The organism is Pseudonocardia tropica (assembly GCF_040105315.1).
Classification (GTDB): Bacteria; Actinomycetota; Actinomycetes; order Mycobacteriales; family Pseudonocardiaceae; genus Pseudonocardia; species Pseudonocardia alni.
This window is the reverse complement of the sequence record NZ_JBEDNP010000010.1, coordinates 172936-188936: the sequence shown is the minus strand read 5'-3', so window position 1 is coordinate 188936 and position 16001 is coordinate 172936. Positions and strand designations below refer to the sequence as shown.

General features: G+C 74.6%; 10 protein-coding genes, 1 tRNA gene and 2 pseudogenes. 4 read left to right on the top strand and 9 right to left on the bottom strand.

The genetic code is table 11. The annotated features are described in order from the left end of the window. The first annotated feature begins 545 nt into the window (after nucleotides 1-545). Nucleotides 546-1496: a tyrosine-type recombinase/integrase gene (locus WHI96_RS18150; protein ID WP_345644137.1), complete on the top strand. Its 951-nt coding sequence runs from the start codon at nucleotides 546-548 to the stop codon at nucleotides 1494-1496. Nucleotides 1497-1616: 120 nt separating this feature from the next. Here the strand turns inward: WHI96_RS18150 and WHI96_RS18145 are convergent, their stop codons facing one another. Continuing rightward, nucleotides 1617-3197, bottom strand: a complete 1581-nt coding sequence (locus WHI96_RS18145) for a carboxylesterase/lipase family protein (protein ID WP_345644140.1) — start codon at nucleotides 3195-3197, stop codon at nucleotides 1617-1619. 132 nt (nucleotides 3198-3329) lie between these two features. On the opposite strand from WHI96_RS18145, the gene WHI96_RS18140 reads away from it, so the two are divergent. Continuing rightward, the gene (locus WHI96_RS18140; protein WP_345644143.1) at nucleotides 3330-3881 is read left to right on the top strand and encodes a TetR/AcrR family transcriptional regulator; all 552 of its coding nucleotides are present in this window, start codon (nucleotides 3330-3332) and stop codon (nucleotides 3879-3881) included. 84 nt (nucleotides 3882-3965) lie between these two features. On the opposite strand, the gene WHI96_RS18135 is transcribed toward WHI96_RS18140, so the two are convergent. Further along, a tRNA-Gly gene (locus WHI96_RS18135) sits at nucleotides 3966-4036 on the bottom strand. Between the two features lie 119 nt (nucleotides 4037-4155). Between WHI96_RS18135 and WHI96_RS18130 the strand changes: the two genes are divergently transcribed. Together WHI96_RS18130 and WHI96_RS18125 are read left to right on the top strand one after the other, a co-directional pair. Beyond that, entirely contained in the window at nucleotides 4156-4725 is a 570-nt protein-coding gene (locus WHI96_RS18130) for a sigma-70 family RNA polymerase sigma factor (protein ID WP_345644146.1), read from the top strand. Beyond that, entirely contained in the window at nucleotides 4722-5390 is a 669-nt protein-coding gene (locus WHI96_RS18125) for an anti-sigma factor family protein (protein WP_345644149.1), read from the top strand. The genes WHI96_RS18130 and WHI96_RS18125 overlap by 4 nt, the downstream gene beginning before the upstream one ends. Here the strand turns inward: WHI96_RS18125 and WHI96_RS18120 are convergent. From WHI96_RS18120 to WHI96_RS18095, 7 genes and pseudogenes are all read right to left on the bottom strand, one after another. Beyond that, nucleotides 5383-6549, bottom strand: coding sequence for an FtsW/RodA/SpoVE family cell cycle protein (locus WHI96_RS18120; protein ID WP_345644152.1), 1167 nt, complete (start codon nucleotides 6547-6549; stop codon nucleotides 5383-5385). The two genes, WHI96_RS18125 and WHI96_RS18120, sit on opposite strands and share 8 nt — an antisense overlap. 67 nt (nucleotides 6550-6616) lie before the next feature. Continuing rightward, a complete protein-coding gene (locus WHI96_RS18115; protein ID WP_345644155.1) occupies nucleotides 6617-7219 on the bottom strand; it encodes a sortase domain-containing protein in 603 nt (200 codons plus the stop codon). Next, nucleotides 7206-7289: pseudogene (locus WHI96_RS28030) on the bottom strand (CHRD domain-containing protein); the annotation flags it as partial. The gene WHI96_RS18115 and the pseudogene WHI96_RS28030, both read right to left, overlap by 14 nt. Nucleotides 7290-7412: 123 nt before the next feature. Then, nucleotides 7413-7784: pseudogene (locus WHI96_RS27895) on the bottom strand (CHRD domain-containing protein); the annotation flags it as partial. A 196-nt stretch (nucleotides 7785-7980) separates the two neighbouring features. Further along, complete coding sequence (locus tag WHI96_RS18105) at nucleotides 7981-8859, bottom strand: ChuX/HutX family heme-like substrate-binding protein (RefSeq protein ID WP_345644161.1); 879 nt, start codon at nucleotides 8857-8859, stop codon at nucleotides 7981-7983. 15 nt (nucleotides 8860-8874) lie between these two features. Beyond that, the gene (locus WHI96_RS18100; protein WP_345644164.1) at nucleotides 8875-10608 is read right to left on the bottom strand and encodes a diflavin oxidoreductase; all 1734 of its coding nucleotides are present in this window, start codon (nucleotides 10606-10608) and stop codon (nucleotides 8875-8877) included. Further along, nucleotides 10605-15881 carry a glutamate synthase-related protein gene (locus tag WHI96_RS18095; protein ID WP_345644167.1) on the bottom strand — a complete coding sequence of 1759 codons (5277 nt, stop codon included), beginning with the start codon at nucleotides 15879-15881 and terminating at the stop codon, nucleotides 10605-10607. Before WHI96_RS18095 ends, WHI96_RS18100 begins: the two co-directional genes overlap by 4 nt. Nucleotides 15882-16001: the final 120 nt, after the last annotated feature.

Genomic DNA, 16001 nt, shown 5'->3' with positions numbered 1-16001 from the left:
ACAGAGCCTCCGTCATGCGCGCCGGCCGGATTTCCGGGCGCCGTCTCACCGAGAACGGGACCCGATAGGGCCCGTTGAGCTGCTGGATACAACCTTGAATCCGATGTGCGAGACGCTAGGAAGACGTTGTGGCGAGAAGAGGACTCGCAGGTTTCCCGGCCGTTTCAAAACGCGGAGCAGTGCAGCGCCAAGCGTCATCTGCTCGAAACATCACCGGCGTTTGCACCGTCCGGCGGAACCCGGATGCGCAGATGTGGGCCTGCGAAGATGCGCGGCATCGGGCAATTCTTGTCAGTGGCTGACGCACTCTGCGCTCATGCGGACGATGACCGAGCCGATGCGGGTCGACGAGCCGGAGCAGCTCGCGGTCGACACGACCATGGCCATGCTGGCGGTAGGGGACTGGGCCCCTCCCCCGACCGCGCACTTCCTCTGCGCGGAGCTACCACGGTTGCCCTGTGTCGGCTGTCTGCGCACCCGGCCGTCCTACCGCCGGATCAAGGGGGCGGGCGAGCACCGGTCCCCCCGAACGCACGACCGCAACCGTGGCGCAGGTCTTCGACGTCGCGGGGCGGATGCCCGAGCGGTTCCGGGCGCTCGTTCTGGCGGCCGCGTTCACCGGCCTGCGCTGGGGCGAGCTGGTCGGGCTGCGTCGCTGCGACATCGATCTGGACACCGGCACCGTGTACGTCCGGCGCAAGCTCGCGCAGTTGAGCCGGGGAGGGCTACAAGCAGGACCGACGAAGTCCGCCGCAGGGGTCCGGAACGTCGCCGTCGCCGACTTCCTCGGCGAGGAACTCCGGACCCACATCGAGAAGTTCGCCGGGGCCGGCGCAGAAGGGCTGGTGTTCCGGGGCGAGCGCGGGGCGATGCTGCGGCGCGGCAACGTCGGTCGCGCCGCCCGGTGGCCGGAGACCGTGGTGAAGGCCGGCCTGCCGGTCGGGTTCCACTTCCACGATCTGCGACACACCGGGAACCAGCTCGCCGCCAACTCCGGCGCGACCACCCGCGAACTCATGCACCGCATGGGCCACGGGTCGATGCGGGCCGCGATCATCTACCAGCACGCGAGCACCGAGCGGGACCGCCGCATCGCCGATGAAATGGGGGCGATGGTCCAGCGCGAGAGACAGCCTCGCCCGGCTGCGGATCAACGCGACAACCGCGCCTCCGAGGACGGCTGGGTCTGTCCCGAATCTGTCGAGCGGGCTGCGCGATGCTTGATCAATGTCACCATACTGCCGTTCTGGCCGATATCCAGTAGCCCCGGCTTGACTCGACCGTCCCCGCTGAGGACCCGCCTGGTCGAGATGATCGTGCACGGCGAGGACGTACACCGTCCGATGGGGATTGACAGGAACCTCCGGTCGGCGTTGTGCTTCGGCGCCTGTAGGCCCGCACGTCGATGTCGTTCGGCGGGGCCAGGGAGCCCGTCGCGGGGCTTCGACCAACGGCGACCGACGTCGATTTCGCAATCGGTGGCGGTCCCGAGGTGACCGGGACGCCCCTCGTGCTACTGCTCGCGATCTACAAACGCCCGGTAGGGTGGACGAACTTGCCGGTGCGGGAGCCGCCGAGCTCCGGTCCCGGGCGACGCATTGCTGAGTCGCCACCTGTCACCGGGACCGCTCCGCCCAGAACCCCAGGTGGTGCCGGTCGGCGAGACCGGCCGCCGGGTGGATCCCACCGGGGCCCGGGGCGAGCACCTGGAACGAGTCCGGCCCGGTGTGCGACTGCCAGAGCGGTGCGTCGCCGCCGTTCGGATCGCCGGTGCGGGCGAACCGCGACCAGTATCCGACCATCTCCGCGGCCAGGGCCCGTTGCTGCGGGTCGAGCGGTCCGGCCCAGTCCACGTCGAACAGGTAGGGCAGCTCCGCGGTGTGGAAAGCGCCCTGCGGGAAGCGGGCCGGTGGAAGTTCACGGAACCAGGGCGCCCGCTGGTCGGCGAACTCGAAGGCGAACACCGGGGCGCCGGACGAGAGCAGGTCCGCGGCGTCGGTGACGCCGCGCGCGTAGTTCCGCGCCGTGAGCAGCTCGGCAAGGGTGGTGGCCGCGCAGCCGTCGTCGGCGCAGGGGTACTGGGCGAGCACGGCCGGCGCGTCCGGGCCGTCGAGGCGGGTCACCTCGTCTCGCAGGTGGCCGAGCGTGGTCGGGCCGCGGCCCAGCTCCTCGCCGTAGATCCGGAAGCGCTCCTCATCCCGGTTGAAGCCGATCATGACCGGGACGTCGCGGAGCGCACCCTCGCCGAGGAGAGTCGCCGGGTCGCGCGGCAGTTCGGGAGTTTCGACGACCGGGCCGACGCCCGCGCCATCGCGTTCGGAGGCGGCGCGCACCTCGGGTACCGACCTGTTCCGCAGGCACTCCGCCGCGGTGGCCGGGTCGGAACACCCGAGCCGCTGTGCGATGACCTGCCCGCGCCGCTGCGCGACCTCCCGCGGCCGGGGCGCGGTGGACCGCTCCGGTGACCAGGTGGCGGTGCAGTCGGCGCTGCTCACGATCGCCTTGTCGAAGAGGCCGTCGGCCGCGGGGGAGGCGAGTTGGGTGCAGACCGCCGCCCCGCCGCCGGACTCCCCGGTCAGGGTGACGTTGCCCGGGTCGCCGCCGAACGCCGTCGCGTTGCGCCGCACCCAGCCCAGCGCGGCCTGCTGGTCGGTCAGGCCGAGGTTGTCGGCGCCGGGCAGGGCCGGATGAGTGAGGAAGCCGAGCGCACCGAGCCGGTAGTTGATCGTGACGACGACGAGCCCGCCCTCGGCCGCGAGCCGCGCCGCACCGTAGAGACCGCCACCGCCGTCGACGTTGCTCCCGCCGTGCACCCACACCAGGACCGGCCGCAGCGGGCCGCCGGGCTCCGCCGGGCTGGTGACGTCGAGGGTGAGGCAGTCCTCGTCGGTGCTGGGGCGGCCGAGTTCCAGGCCGTCCTGCGCGCACAACCGGCCGGGTGCGGTCGCGTCCCGCGGTTCGGTCCAGGGCTGCGGTGGCCGGGCCGGTGCCCAGCGGAGCCCACCGACCGGCGGGGCTGCGTAGGGGACAGCGCGGAACGTGTGCACGGCACCGGCGATCGCCCCCCGGACCGGTCCCGCGTCGGTGCCGGCCACCGGGCCCGCCCCGGTGCCCGCCGGATCGGTGGCCGCGCATCCCGCCAGCATGGCGAATGCGGTTCCGACGGCGGCCAGTACCGCGCTCGGACGGTGACGCATGGGTCCTCCCGGTGGCCCCGCGCCGGGAACGGCGGGGCGGCCGGTCCGACGGTGCCAGAGATTTGGGCAAACGCGCAATTCGTTCGCATCATGCGATCGCCCAAACTAGGCGATCCCGTAGACTTCGCTCCCGTGGGGAACCGGGACGACCTGCTGGCCGGCGCGAAGCGCTGTCTGCTCGAGCGCGGGTACGCGGCGTCGACCGTGCGCGACATCGCCACCGAGGCGAACGTGAGCATGGCCGCGATCGGCTACCACTTCGGCTCCCGCGAGGTTCTGCTGACCCGCGCGATGGACGACCTGATGGGGGACTGGGGGCAGGCGGTCGCGGCGTCGATGAGCACCGCCGGCGACTACCGCGACGCCTGGGTGCGGATGATCGAGTCCTTCACCGCGCACCGGGCGTTGTTCGCGGCGAGCATCGAGGCCGCAGTGCTGGCCCAGCGCTCGGACCCGATCCGGGAGCTGCTGGGCGCGAGCCTGGAGCAGGGCCGGTCCGGGCTGGCCGCGGCCCTGCTCGCCGCACCGGAGGACGGGCTGGATCGCGCCGACGTCCGGTCCGTCGGATCCGCCCAGCTGGCCCTGATCTCGGGCGTGCTGCTGCAGCACCTCACAGACCCGGAGCACGCGCCGTCAGCCGACGAGGTGATCGCGGGGCTGCAGCGGATCGCCGGGCTCCGGTGACCGATCCCGCTCATCGCCCGAAGCAGAAACGGCGCCCCTCCCGAGATCGGGAGCAAACGCCGTTTCCGCTGGTGGAACCACCTGAGCGGGCGACGGGAATCGAACCCGCGTAGCCAGTTTGGAAGACTGGGGCTCTACCATTGAGCTACGCCCGCATGCCCCGATCTCGCCGATCAGGACCCCCGCAGCGTATCCCACTCCGACCCCGTGAACATCCCCGCCCCCGGGTGCGTACACATCGGGGACAGGGACGTTCAGGAGGATCCGGACACCGATGAAGGCGCCTCACCGCAGGTTGCGCTCCGTCGACGCGCGCGCCGCCGAACCCGGGCTCGACTCCGAGCCGGGGCTGCGCGCCGCGTACACCGCGCACGGAGCCGAGCTCTACCGCTATGCCCTGCGTCAGCTGGGCGACGAGGGTGGGGCCCAGGAGTCCGTGCAGGAGGTCTTCCTGCGCGCCTGGCGTCGTGCCGACTCCTACGACCCGTCGGTCGCCAGTCTGCGGGTGTGGCTGTTCGCCATCGCCCGCAACGTGGTCGTCGACGAGATCCGTAGGGTCGCGGCGCGGCCCTGGCGCCGCAGGCTCACCGACGAGCCCGAGACCGGGCTGGACTCCATCGGCCCTGCCGACGACGCCCTCGTCGACGGTTGGCTGGTCGAGGAGGCGTTGCGGCGGCTCCGTCCGGAGCATCGGCAGGCGATCGTCGAGGCGTACCTGCGGGGGCGTCCGCACGCCGAGATCGCGGCGGAGGCGGGGGTGCCCGTGGGGACGATCCGCAGCCGGGTCTTCTACGGGCTGAAGGCGTTGCGACTGGCGATGGACGAGATGGGGGTGGAACCGTGACTCCGGACGAGCACCGGGCGATGCGGGAGTCGTTGGGTGACCACGCGATGGGCCGGCTGGAGGGTGACGAGCGGGCGACCCTCGAGGCCCATCTGCAGGGCTGCCCGGCGTGCCGCGAGGAGCTGGCCGAGGTCGCGAGCGTGCTGCCCGCGCTGGGCCGGGTCGACCCCGACCGGCTCGACCACACTCCCGCTCCCCCGCCGGACCTGGGCGACCGGATCATGGCGGCGGCGCGGGCCGAGCGTCCGGCATCGGCCGCGGCCCGGGCACGGAACCGGTGGGCTCCGGTCGCGGCGGCGGCTGCGGCCGCGCTGCTCGTCGGCGGCGTCGTCGGGTACCTGGTCGGCGACCACGACGGGATCCCCCGCGAGCCGGTCGCGGTCCAGGCGATGGACCCCGCGGTGCAGGCCACGGCGGTCGCGATCCCGCACACCTGGGGCGTGGAGATCGTGCTCGACGGCGACGGGTTCCGCTCCGGTGCGACCTACCGCGTCGTCGTCGAGGCCGAGGACGGGCGTGAGGTGAGCGCGGGCGAGTTCGTCGGGACCGGCGCGTCGCCGATGGTCTGCAACCTCAACTCCTCGGTGCTGCGGGCCGACGCGGAGGAGTTCCGGGTCCTCGACGGCGCCGGGTCCACGGTGCTGCGCGGCAGCCTGGCTACCTGACGCGGCGGGCGGCGTTGGCGACCAGCCCGAGCAGGAACAGGGTGCTGACCAGCGCCGTCCCGCCGGCCGACACCAGCGGCAGCTGCTGGCCGGTCACCGGGAGCAGGCCGACGACGTAGCCGACGTTCATCACGGCCTGCACGACCACCCAGGTCGCGGTCGCCGCCGTCACCAGCCGCAGGAACGGGTCCCGGGTGCGGGCGGCCACGCGCAGCCCGACCCAGGCGAGCAGCAGGTACAGCGCCAGCACGGCGAGCCCGCCGACCAGCCCGAGCTCCTCCCCGATGACGGCGAAGATGAAGTCGTTCGCGGCGTTGGGCAGGTAGTCCCACTTGGCGCGGCCCTGGCCGAGGCCGGTGCCGAACAGGCCGCCGTCGGCGAGGGACAGCAGCGCCTGGCGGGACTGGTAGCCGGCGCCGAGCTCGTCGCCGGCGCCGAGGAAGGTGCTGATCCGGTCGCGGCGGTAGTCGGCGGTGAGCCCCAGGACGGCGACGCCGAGCAGCGCCCCGCCGGACAGGCCCCCGAGCAACAGCAGCGGCGCCCCGGCGAAGAACAGCAGCGACAGCACGATGACGCCGAGCGCGACCGTCGTGCTGAGTGCGGGCTGCAGCATGAGCAGCGCCCCGGCCAGCAGCGCGACCGGGACCAGCGGGAGGACGGCGTAGCGGCCGTGGCGCACGGTGCGGCCCCGCAGCGCGAGCACGTGCGCGCCCCACAGCAGCAACACGACCTTGGCCGCCTCGCCCGGCTGCACGGTGAACCCGGCGACCGAGATCCACCGGCGGGCGCCGCCGCGGACCTCGCCGATCCCCGGGACCAGCACGAGCACCAGCGCGGCGAGGCAGGCGAACAGCAGCCACGGCGTCCACCGGCGCAGCCGGACCGGTGACACCCACATCCCGAGCGCGAACGCGCCGACCCCGAGCAGCAGGAAGATCAGGTGCCGGACGAAGACGGTGAGCACCATGCCGTCGGCGACGGTCTTCCCGCCCGCCGACGCCGACAGCACCATCACGACGCCGACGGCCAGCAGCGCGCCGGTCGCGCCGAGCAGCAGGTGCAGCGGCGGGACGCGGCGCAGCCGGGCGAGCCGCGACGCCCGGGGGCGTCCGGCTGCGGCGCCCGTCGGGCGCGGGTCGCGCTGTCGCGGCACCGTCACCCGATCAGTGTGGTCCCGGACCGGGCGTCCGGGGCGGAACCGGACGTCTCGGCGCGTCGGGCAACGGTCACAGCGCCCGGGCGTGCACGACCATGTTGTCGAGGTAGCTGAGCGCCCCCCGGTCGAAGTCGCCCGCACAGGTGACCAGGCGCAGCTGGTCCGGTGACGCACCGCCGAACACGGCGAAGGTCGGGAACGCGTCCTTGGGCGTCTGCTCGGTCCGCTCGACGGCGTACCGGTCGACGGAGCCGTCGTCGCGGCCGACCTCGATCACGTCGCCGGGGGCGAGGTCGCGCAGGTCGATGAACACCGCGGGCCCGTCGCGCGAGTCGACGTGCCCGAGCAGGACGGTCGGGGCGGGCGCGGTGCCGCGGTCGAACCAGCCGACACGGTGGTAGTCCTGCGGGACCTCGGCGGTGCCGTCGTCGGCGATGCCGAGCCGCAGCAGCTCCGGCTCGTCCACCCCGATCGCCGGGATGCGCAGCGAGACGGGCGCACCGGCCGGGACCGCGGCGGGCGGCGCGCCGGCGGACGGTGCCGCAGGCGCGGGAACGGCGGGAGCGGGGGCGGGCGGTGCCCCACACCCCACGAGCAGGAACACCAGCGCGACGACGCCCGGGAGCAGCAGGGCTCCCGGGCGCCGGTCACGCGTGTGGTCAGCTCTGCGCACGGCCCCGGCGGGCCATCAGCACGCCCGCTCCGGCCGCGGCGGCCAGGCCGGCGGCGCCGACCGCGTAGAGCGCGGTCGAGTCGGAGGAGGAGCCACCGGCGCCGGTCTCGACGCCGCCCATCGGGACGGCGGCGAGCTGGCCGCGCACCGTGCCGGCCGCGAAGTCGGCGGTGTGGGTGTCACCGGTGAAGCCGGTCGGGTTCGCCTCGATCTGCTTCAGCGAGAAGCCGGTCGCGGTGTCCTGGCCGTTGTCGCCCTCGAGCCCGGTGGTGAACGGGCCCTGCATGCAGCCCGACGAGGTGCGGACGTCGCCGTCACCCTCGGGGTTCGGGAACGCCAGGCGCGGCGGGCCGGGCTGCCCGACGGCGGCCTCGTGGATGTGCGTCGCGGTCTTGGCCGGGCTCTGGTATTCGCCGGTCACGCCGCGCAGGGTGATGTCGTAGCAGATGATCTCGTCGTCGGAGTTGATCCGGAAGTTGAACTCGCCGGTCGCGCCGGGCTCGCCGGGGACGGCCTGCCCGTCGTTGTTGATGACGGCGTCCGGCGTCGCGCTCACGGTGTACATGCTGGTGAACGTGGACGGCTCGGGGACCTCGGTCTCCTGGGCGAACGCGATGCCCGCGGTCGCGGCGAAGCCGAGTGCGGTGGCGGCGGTGACGGCGGCGAGACGGGGCAGGGTGCGGCGCATGCCGGTGTCCTTTCTGACGGGTTCATCCTTGATTGCCCGTCTCTACGGCGGCCGCGCCCGCCGCGTTCACCGGTCACCCGATCGGGTGCAGGAGCACGTCCCGGACCATGCGCTCCCAGGCCGTCACGACCTCGACCGGCGGCAGTCCGAACTGGCCGACCAGAGCCAGGCAGCGACCGTCCGCACCGGTCAGGAGCACCGTCGTCGTCGGACCGTGCGGGCCGTGCGTGCGGACCGGGCGCACCGTGTCGACCTCGCCGGGCGCGAACGCGAACTGCACCGCGCCGGACACCACGCCGACGACGTCGCCGGTATCGACGTGGTCGACCGGGCCCGTCCCGACCTGCAGGCAGCCACCGTTGGGCACGGCCAGCCCGGCCGGGACGCCGTGCTCGCAGAGCACGCACAGCAGGTCGACGACCCGGGCGACGCCGCACGGCGGGGTGGCCGGGACGAGCCCGTCGGGGACCCGGCCGCCGCCGTCGGTGAGCGCGTCGAGCAGGCCGAGGTGGTCGAGCTCGTCGGGGGCCGTGGGCGGCGGCGCGGCGGGCGGGTCGTCGGCGCGCGGGGCCAGCCGCAGCACCTCGGTGACCAGCGGGGCGTCGGGTGACAGCAGGTGCGCGCGGTGCACGGCCGCGCCGTCGCCGTCGAACAGCCACAGGGCGGCGGGCTCGCGGTGCCCGTCGTCGGCCCGGGTCGCGACGACCGAGGCCACCGCCGGGCGGGACAGGCGCAGGGTCACCGCGCCGGGCCGGACTCCGAACGCCTCGCCGGTGAAGGTCGGCTCGGCGTAGGTGCCGAGCTCGCTGATCAGGGCGTTGCCGTTCGCGGTGGTCGCGACGACCTCGTCGAGCAGCGGGAGGTGCCGCGCCAGCGTGCCGGCGTCGAGGTCGAGCCGGTCGCCGCCGAGGTGGGAGAGCAGGACGTCGAGGTCGGTGTGGGGCAGGGTCACGAGGCACGCTCCGGGTCAGTAGACGTCACGCAGGTACCGCTTCCCGCGCTTGAGATCGGCGACGAACCCGGCCGCACCGTCCTCGCCCCCGGTGTGGGCGGCGAGGATCTCGTGCAGCGCGGCGTCGACATCGCGGGCCATCCGGCTCGCATCGCCGCACACGTAGAGGTGGGCGCCCCCGGCCAGCCACGCGTGCAGCCGGGCGCCGTGGGTGCGCATCCGGTCCTGCACGTAGACCTTCTCCGCCTGGTCGCGGGAGAACGCCAGGTCGAGGTGGGTGAGCAGGCCGTCCTCGGCCCAGCCGAGCAGCTCGGACCGGTAGAGGAAGTCGTGGTCGGAGCGGCGGTCGCCGAACAGCAGCCAGTTCCGGCCCCGCGCCCCGCGGGCGGCGCGCTCCTGGAGGAACGCGCGGAACGGGGCGACACCCGTCCCCGGCCCGACCATGATCATGTCGACGTCGTCGGCGGGCGGCCGGAACCCGGTGTTCGGCTGCAGCGAGACGACGGCGGAGTCCCCCACCGCGAGCCGGTCCGCGAGGTGGGTGGAGCAGACCCCGCCGACCGCGCGGTCGGCGCACCGGTAGCGCACCGCGGCGACGGTCAGGTGCACCCGGTCCGGGAACAGCAGCGGGCTCGACGAGATCGAGTACGCCCGGTGCCGGAGCGGGCGCAGCAGCCCGACGAGCTCCTCCGGGTCGAGCCGCAGCCGCGCGGCGTGCAGCAGCCCGAGCAGGTCGCGGTCCCACAGGCAGGCCGCCCGGTCCTCGCGCAGGGCGGCGCGCAGCCCGGCGTCGGCGGCGCGCTCGGCGAGCACGTCGAGCAGGTCCCGCGACGGGGTGACGATCTCGTGCACGCTGGTCAGCAGCTCGCGCAGCGGACGGTCGCCGACGGGGGCGTCACCGTCGTGGCCGAGGTGGTGCAGGAACGCCTCGACGAGCGCGGGGTCGTTGGCGGGCACGACGGTGAGCGAGTCGCCCGCGGCGTAGGTCAGGCCGGTGCCGGTGAGGTCGAACTCGTGGTGGTGGATCTCCTTGTCCGAGGCGGGGCCGGACAGCCGCACCCGGTGCGCGAGCACCGCGGGCACCGGGGCGGGGCGGTCGCGGCGGCGGACCGGCTCCGGCTCGGGTGCGGGTTCCGGCGCGGTGGTCGCGGCGGGAGCGGCGGCCAGCACGGCGACGATCTCGGGGAACCACTGCGCGGAGGCGTCCTCCCACATCACGTCGCAGTCGCGGCGCTCCAGGATCCGGGTCGCCCCCAGCTCGGCGAGGCGGGTGTCGAGCAGCCGCCCGGCCGCGCAGAAGTCCTCGTAGGACTCGTCGCCCAGCGCGCACACCGCGAACGACGTCGCGTCCAGGCGCGGCGCGTCGTCGGCGGTGACCATCTTGCGGAACAGGTCGGCGTTGTCGGGCATCTCGCCGTCGCCGTAGGTGGAGCAGACGACGACCACCCTGCTCATGGCGGCGAGGGCGTCGGCGTCGACGGCGTCGAGCTCGTGCAGCTCCCACGGCACCCCGGCCTCGGTGAGGCGCTCGGTGAGCAGGTCGGCGACGTACTCGGCGTTGCCGGTCTCGGTGCCGTAGAGCACGTGCACCGGGGTCATCCCGGTCTCCTTCCGGACGGGTCCCGCGGCGGCGGCGCTGCGGGCGCCCGCCAGGTAGCCGGACAGCCAGATCCGCTGCTCGGCGGTGAACGGGGCGTCCGGCGAGATCGCCAGGCTGCTCAGCTGCGCCGGGGGCGGCGGCGCGGTCACCGGGCGCCCACCAGGTCCGGTGCGGCGCGGGCCGCGAACAGCTCCTCGACGCCCGGGATGCGGCCCAGGCGCGCGGTGTTGGCGGCGTCCCGGGCGAGGATCCAGCCGTAGGTGCCGGGGCTGTCGGTGCCGTACACGTCGCGCTGCGCGAGGGAGCGCTTGAGGTCCCCGACGCGCTTGTCCGAGACCAGCACGGCGAGCTCGTCGTCGGTGTAGCCGGCCAGGGCGTCGCGGGCGTAGCGGACCAGCCGGGCGCGGACGGCGTGGTCCTCGGTGAGCAGCAGCGTGCGGGCGTCGACGCCGCGGCGGGCGGCGACCTCCTCGGCGACGGTCTGCACGGTCAGGCCGTTGAGCAGGACGAACATCCCCTCCCCGGCGTCGCCGTCGGGTACCGCCCCGGCCGCGACGGGGACGCCGTCGCGCTGGGCGAGCTTGTGCCGGCGCAGCTGGTGCGCGGCGAGGGCGGCGGCGAGCTCGTCGACGAGCTCGCGGCGGGTGCGGGCGGCGAGGATCTCCCCGGCGTCCTGGTAGAGCCGCAGCGCCCGCGGGGTCGCGACGAGCAGGTGCGCGCGTTCGCGGTCCCAGTGCTCGAGCAGCCGGACGGCGAGCGGCGAGCCGGTGGCGTCGGCGTGCCACTCCAGCAGCAGCCGGACGGCGGTCGCGTGGAACCCCGAGACCGGTGCGACGTCGACCGAGTCGGTCGAGAACCCGACCGTCCCGGCCGGGTCGTACTGGTAGAGGAACCCGCCGGACATGCCGTTGCCCAGGCCGGACCCGGCGGCGCCGAGGTTCAGCACGGCCCCGCCGGTCATGTACTCGCAGCCGAAGTCGCCGAGCCCCTCGACGACGGCGCTCGCCCCGGAGTTCCGCACCGCGAACCGGTCCCCCGCCTCGCCGTGGACGAACAGCCGGCCGCCGGTGGCCCCGAACAACGCGAAGTTGCCGACGAGCACGTTGCTGCCGGGCCGGCCGTCGTGCACGGTGCCCGGTGAGCGGATCGCGATGGTGCCGCCGCAGGCGGACTTGCCGACGCCGTCGTTGGCGGTGCCGGTGTGGACGAGCCACATCCCGTCGTTGCAGAGCAGACCGAACGACTGCCCCGCCGCGCCGCGGGTGCGGATCCGCAGCCACCGCTGCGGCAGGAAGCGGCGGCCGCGGTCGTCGACGAGTGCCGGTCCCGGGACGTCCTCGTGGTTCAGCATCCGCTCGACGTCGACGGCGAGGCGCCCGCCCACCGAGCGGTGCCGGTTGCCGAGCGCTCCCCCGTCGATGTCCACTCCGGACTCCCCGCGGGCCAGGGCGGCGCGGACGGTCGCCGACCAGCGCTCGTCGTGGTCGTGGTCGGCGCCGACCCGCACCGGGTCGGCGACCTGCGGGGTCGTCACCCGGTGCAGCAGGCGGCGCAGGTCCAGACGCCCGACCAGCGACGGGTGCCGCGCCAGGTGCAGCAGGTCGGCGCGGCCGCGGGCCTCGCGCAGGCTGCGCAGCCCGAGCGAGGCGAGGGTCTCGCGGACCTCGTGGGCGACACCGAGCAGGTACTGGGCCAGCGCACGGGGGTCGCCGTCGAACGCGTCGGCGTCGGTGGTGATCCCGGCCGGGCACTTCACGTTGCAGTTCTTCGCCATGACGCAGCGCAGCATCATCAGCGCGGTCGTCCCGAACTCGAAGCCGTCGGCGCCGAGCAGTGCGGAGACGACGACGTCGCCGCCGGTCTGGTGCGCCCCGGAGCACCGCAGCTCCACGGCGTCGCGCAGGCCGTGCGCGGACAGCGCCTGGTGCACCTCGGCGACGCCCAGCTCGGCGGAACGCCCGGCGAACTTCAGGCTGGTGACGTTCGCGGCGCCGGTGCCGCCGGTGTTGCCCGCGACGTTGATGACGTGCGCCCCGGCCTTCGCGACGCCGACGGCGATCGTCCCGATCCCCTCCGAGGACACCAGCTTGACCACCACCTTCACCCGCGCGGCGGTGGCGTCGTGGATGAGCTGGGCGAGGTCCTCGATGGAGTAGGTGTCGTGGTGCGGCGGCGGGGACACCAGCTCGACGCCGGGCGTCGCGCCGCGGGCGGCGGCGATGTCGACGGTCACCTTGGCGCCGGGCAGCTGACCGCCCTCGCCGGGCTTGGCGCCCTGCGCGATCTTGATCTCGACCTGTTCGAGCACCGGGTCGGCGAGGTAGCCCGCCCACACCCCGAAGCGGCCGGAGGCGAACTGCTTGATCCGGGAGCCGCGGATGGTGCCGAACCGGCTGCGGGACTCGCCGCCCTCACCGCAGTTGGACAGCCCGCCGACCATGTTGGTGCCGTGCGCGACGGCCTCGTGCGCCCCGGCGACGAGCGCGCCGTGGCTCATCGCGCCCGAGGCGAGGGTGCGGGTGATCTCCGAGGCGGGCTGCACGTCGTCGAGAGCGACCGGGTCGGGGGCGGTGACCAGCAGGTCCAGCCAGGCCCCCGCCGTCCCGGCCGCGACCACCCGCAGGGTGCCGTGGTCGAGGCGTGCGACGGACGCGCCGAACCGCTCGACCAGCCAGGACGCCAGCGGGGCGGCGTCGCCGTCGACGTGCAGCAGGTCGCCGTCGCGCCGCAGGCCGCGTACGGCGATGCACGCGTTGCCCGCCGGGTCGATCCGGTCGAGGACGCCCGCGGGGCGGCCGTCGCGCAGGTCCGGCGGGAACACCAGCACGTCGCGCAGCGCGGACGGGCGTCGCGCACGCTCGGCGGTGAGGGACCGGACGAGCTCGCGGTAGCCGGGCGTGGGCGCGGACGCGTCGATCTCGGCGGCGGTCAGCGCGCCCAGCCCGGTGTGGACGTAGGCGTCGTCGTGCAGGCCGAGGGAGTCGGTGAGCGCGGCGAGCGGGAGCAGCCGCAGCTCACGGTCGGCCGGGCCGGCGGTGAGGCCGGTCCGTTCGTCGACCAGGCCGGTGAACGCGGTGACGGCGGCGGCGCCGTAGGAGTGCCCGGCACCGTCGGAGCGTTCCTTGAACAGCCCGAGCTGCGGCACGTCCTCGGGGCCGGTGACGGTCAGCGCGCGGGCGTGCCAGTCGCGCACCGACCGCTCGATGTCGGCGAACCCGGCGCCGCCGACCGGGGCGTCGACCTCCGGGAGCCAGCGGGCGAGCACCGGGTCGCGGGTGTCGAGGTAGGCGGCCTCGAAGAACTCGCCGCCGACGTAGCTCTCCATGGTGCACAGCCCGATCCGGGCCATGGTCTTGAGCAGGGACTTCTCCGCGGCGGCGCGGAAGCGGGCGAACGCCGCGCCGGGGTCGCCGGGATGCTGCTGCGCGGCGCGCAGGTGGGCGGTGTGCGGGTGCACGGCCGAGGCCCCGAACCCGAGGACGACGGCGAGGTGGTGCGCCGAGCACACCTGCCCGGTGGCGACGACCAGCGACACCGCGGGGCGCAGACCGGCCGCGACCAGCGCACGGTTCACCGCGGCGACGGCGAGCACCGCGGGGACCGCGGCCCGGTCGCGGGCGACGGCGCGGTCGTCGAGGACGGCGATGCCACCGCCCTCGCGGGCGAAGGCGACGACCTCGGCGCACAGTCCCTCGACCGCGGCCTCCAGCGTGCCGGGCTCGTGCAGCAGCGCGAAGGCGCCGACCGGGACGACGTGCTGGGCGCCGATGCGGGCGAGGCCGTCGGCGTCGAGGACGGGCGAGTCGAGGACGATGCGGTGGAACGGGCCGTCGTGCACCGGTCGGGCGCCGAGCGCGACGCGCAGGGTCATGCCGTCGGCCTCGCGGATCGGGTCCAGCGGCGGGTTGGTGACCTGGGCGAAGCGCTGGGAGAAGTAGTGCGCGACCCCGCCCTCGCGGTCGCTGAGCGCGTTGATGGCGTTGCCGTAGCCCATGGCGGACACGCGTTCGGCCCCCGTGTCGAGCATCGGGTCGAGCAGGACGCGGAACGCCTCGGCGTCCAGGCCGTAGGCGACGTAGCGCTGGTGGACGGTGAGGTCACCGGTCGCGGCGGGCCCGGATCCCGCGGGAGCGGGCGGCAGCTCGGCCGCCGGTGTGCGGGCCCCGGCCAGGAGGGCCTCGTGGTCGGCGCGGGCGGCGAGCAGCTCCAGGGTCTGCGCGGTGTCGTAGCTGCGACGCTCGCGGGTGCTCCACCACAGCATCCCGCCGGCCTCGACACGGCCGCGGCGCAGCACGTCGTCGTCGGGGAACGGGAACTGGCCCGCCTCCGAGGAGACGGTCAGGTAGTCGGCGGTCTCGCAGGTCCGCAGTGGACGCAGGCCGAGCCGGTCGAGGCGGGCGCCGACGACCTCGCCGTCGGAGAAGACGAGCGCGGCCGGGCCGTCGTTGATCTCCTCGACCAGCGACCGGTACTCCAGCATCGCGCGCACCGGCGCGGGCAGCGTGCGGTCGTTCTCCCAGGCCGGGGGCATCGCGGCGACGACGGCCGCGACGAGGTCGAGCCCGTCGCCCGCCACGCGCGCGTGCAGGGTCTGGTCGAACCGCGCGCTGTCGGACTGCCCGGGCGGGCGCACGATCCGGCGGCCCCGGGCGCGGGCGAGGGCCTCGTCGGCGATCCGGTTCTTGCGGTCGGTGTTGAGCTCGCCGTTGTGCGCGAGCAGCCGGAAGGGCTGCGCCATCGACGGGTGCGGGTCGGTGTTGGTCGAGAAGCGGGTGTGGAAGTAGAGGCTGCGCACCCGGTGCTCCGGGTCGGTCAGGTCGGCGAAGTACGGCACGACCTCCCACGAGTTCAGCCGTCCCTTGAGGACCTGGGTGCGGGTCGAGAGGCTGAGCGGGTGGAGACCGGCGACGGCGTCGTCGCTGTAGGCGACGGACTCGATGTCGAGCAGCGCGCCGTGCGCCAGGCGCTCCGGGTCCGCGACGTCGGGCACCTCGACGATCCACTGCCGCACCGGGAGCTGCTGTGCGACGGCCGCGGGGCGCAGCACCGACGGGTCGACCGGCACGTCGCGGACGGCCAGGACGGTGCAGCCGTGCGCGGTGAGGGTGAGCGTGACCAGCGACGCGGCCGCCGCGGCCCGATCGGGGTCGGCGGGGAGGAAGACGTTGGCGACGGCGAACCGCCCCGGGGTCAGCTCGCGGCCGGCGAGCCGGGAGAAGAACGGCACCGACAGGTCCACCGAGACACCGCCGCCGTCACCGACGCCCTCGGCGGACATCCCGCCGCGGTGCGGCACCGAGCAGAGGGCACGATGGGCGAGGGTGAGCACGTCGTGGGTCTGCATTCCGTCCTTGCGGACGATCAGCCCGACGCCGCAGCTCGCGTGCTCGGCGGCGGGGTCGTGCAGTCCGGCCGGTGCCACGTGGCGCTCCTCCTTCACTAAGGGAAGGCTTACCTTAGGAAGACGGAAGCGAGGGGAGCAACGCCCGGTCGCTGTCGCGCGGGACACACCGGGGGCCGACGGCGGCGCCGGGGTGCGGTC

Coding starts and splice junctions, on each gene's coding strand:
- WHI96_RS18130 (WP_345644146.1), top strand. CDS start 4,156: ATGAAGGCGCCTCACCGCAGGTTGCGCTCCGTCGACGCGCGCGCCGCC.
- WHI96_RS18145 (WP_345644140.1), bottom strand. CDS start 3,197: ATGCGTCACCGTCCGAGCGCGGTACTGGCCGCCGTCGGAACCGCATTC.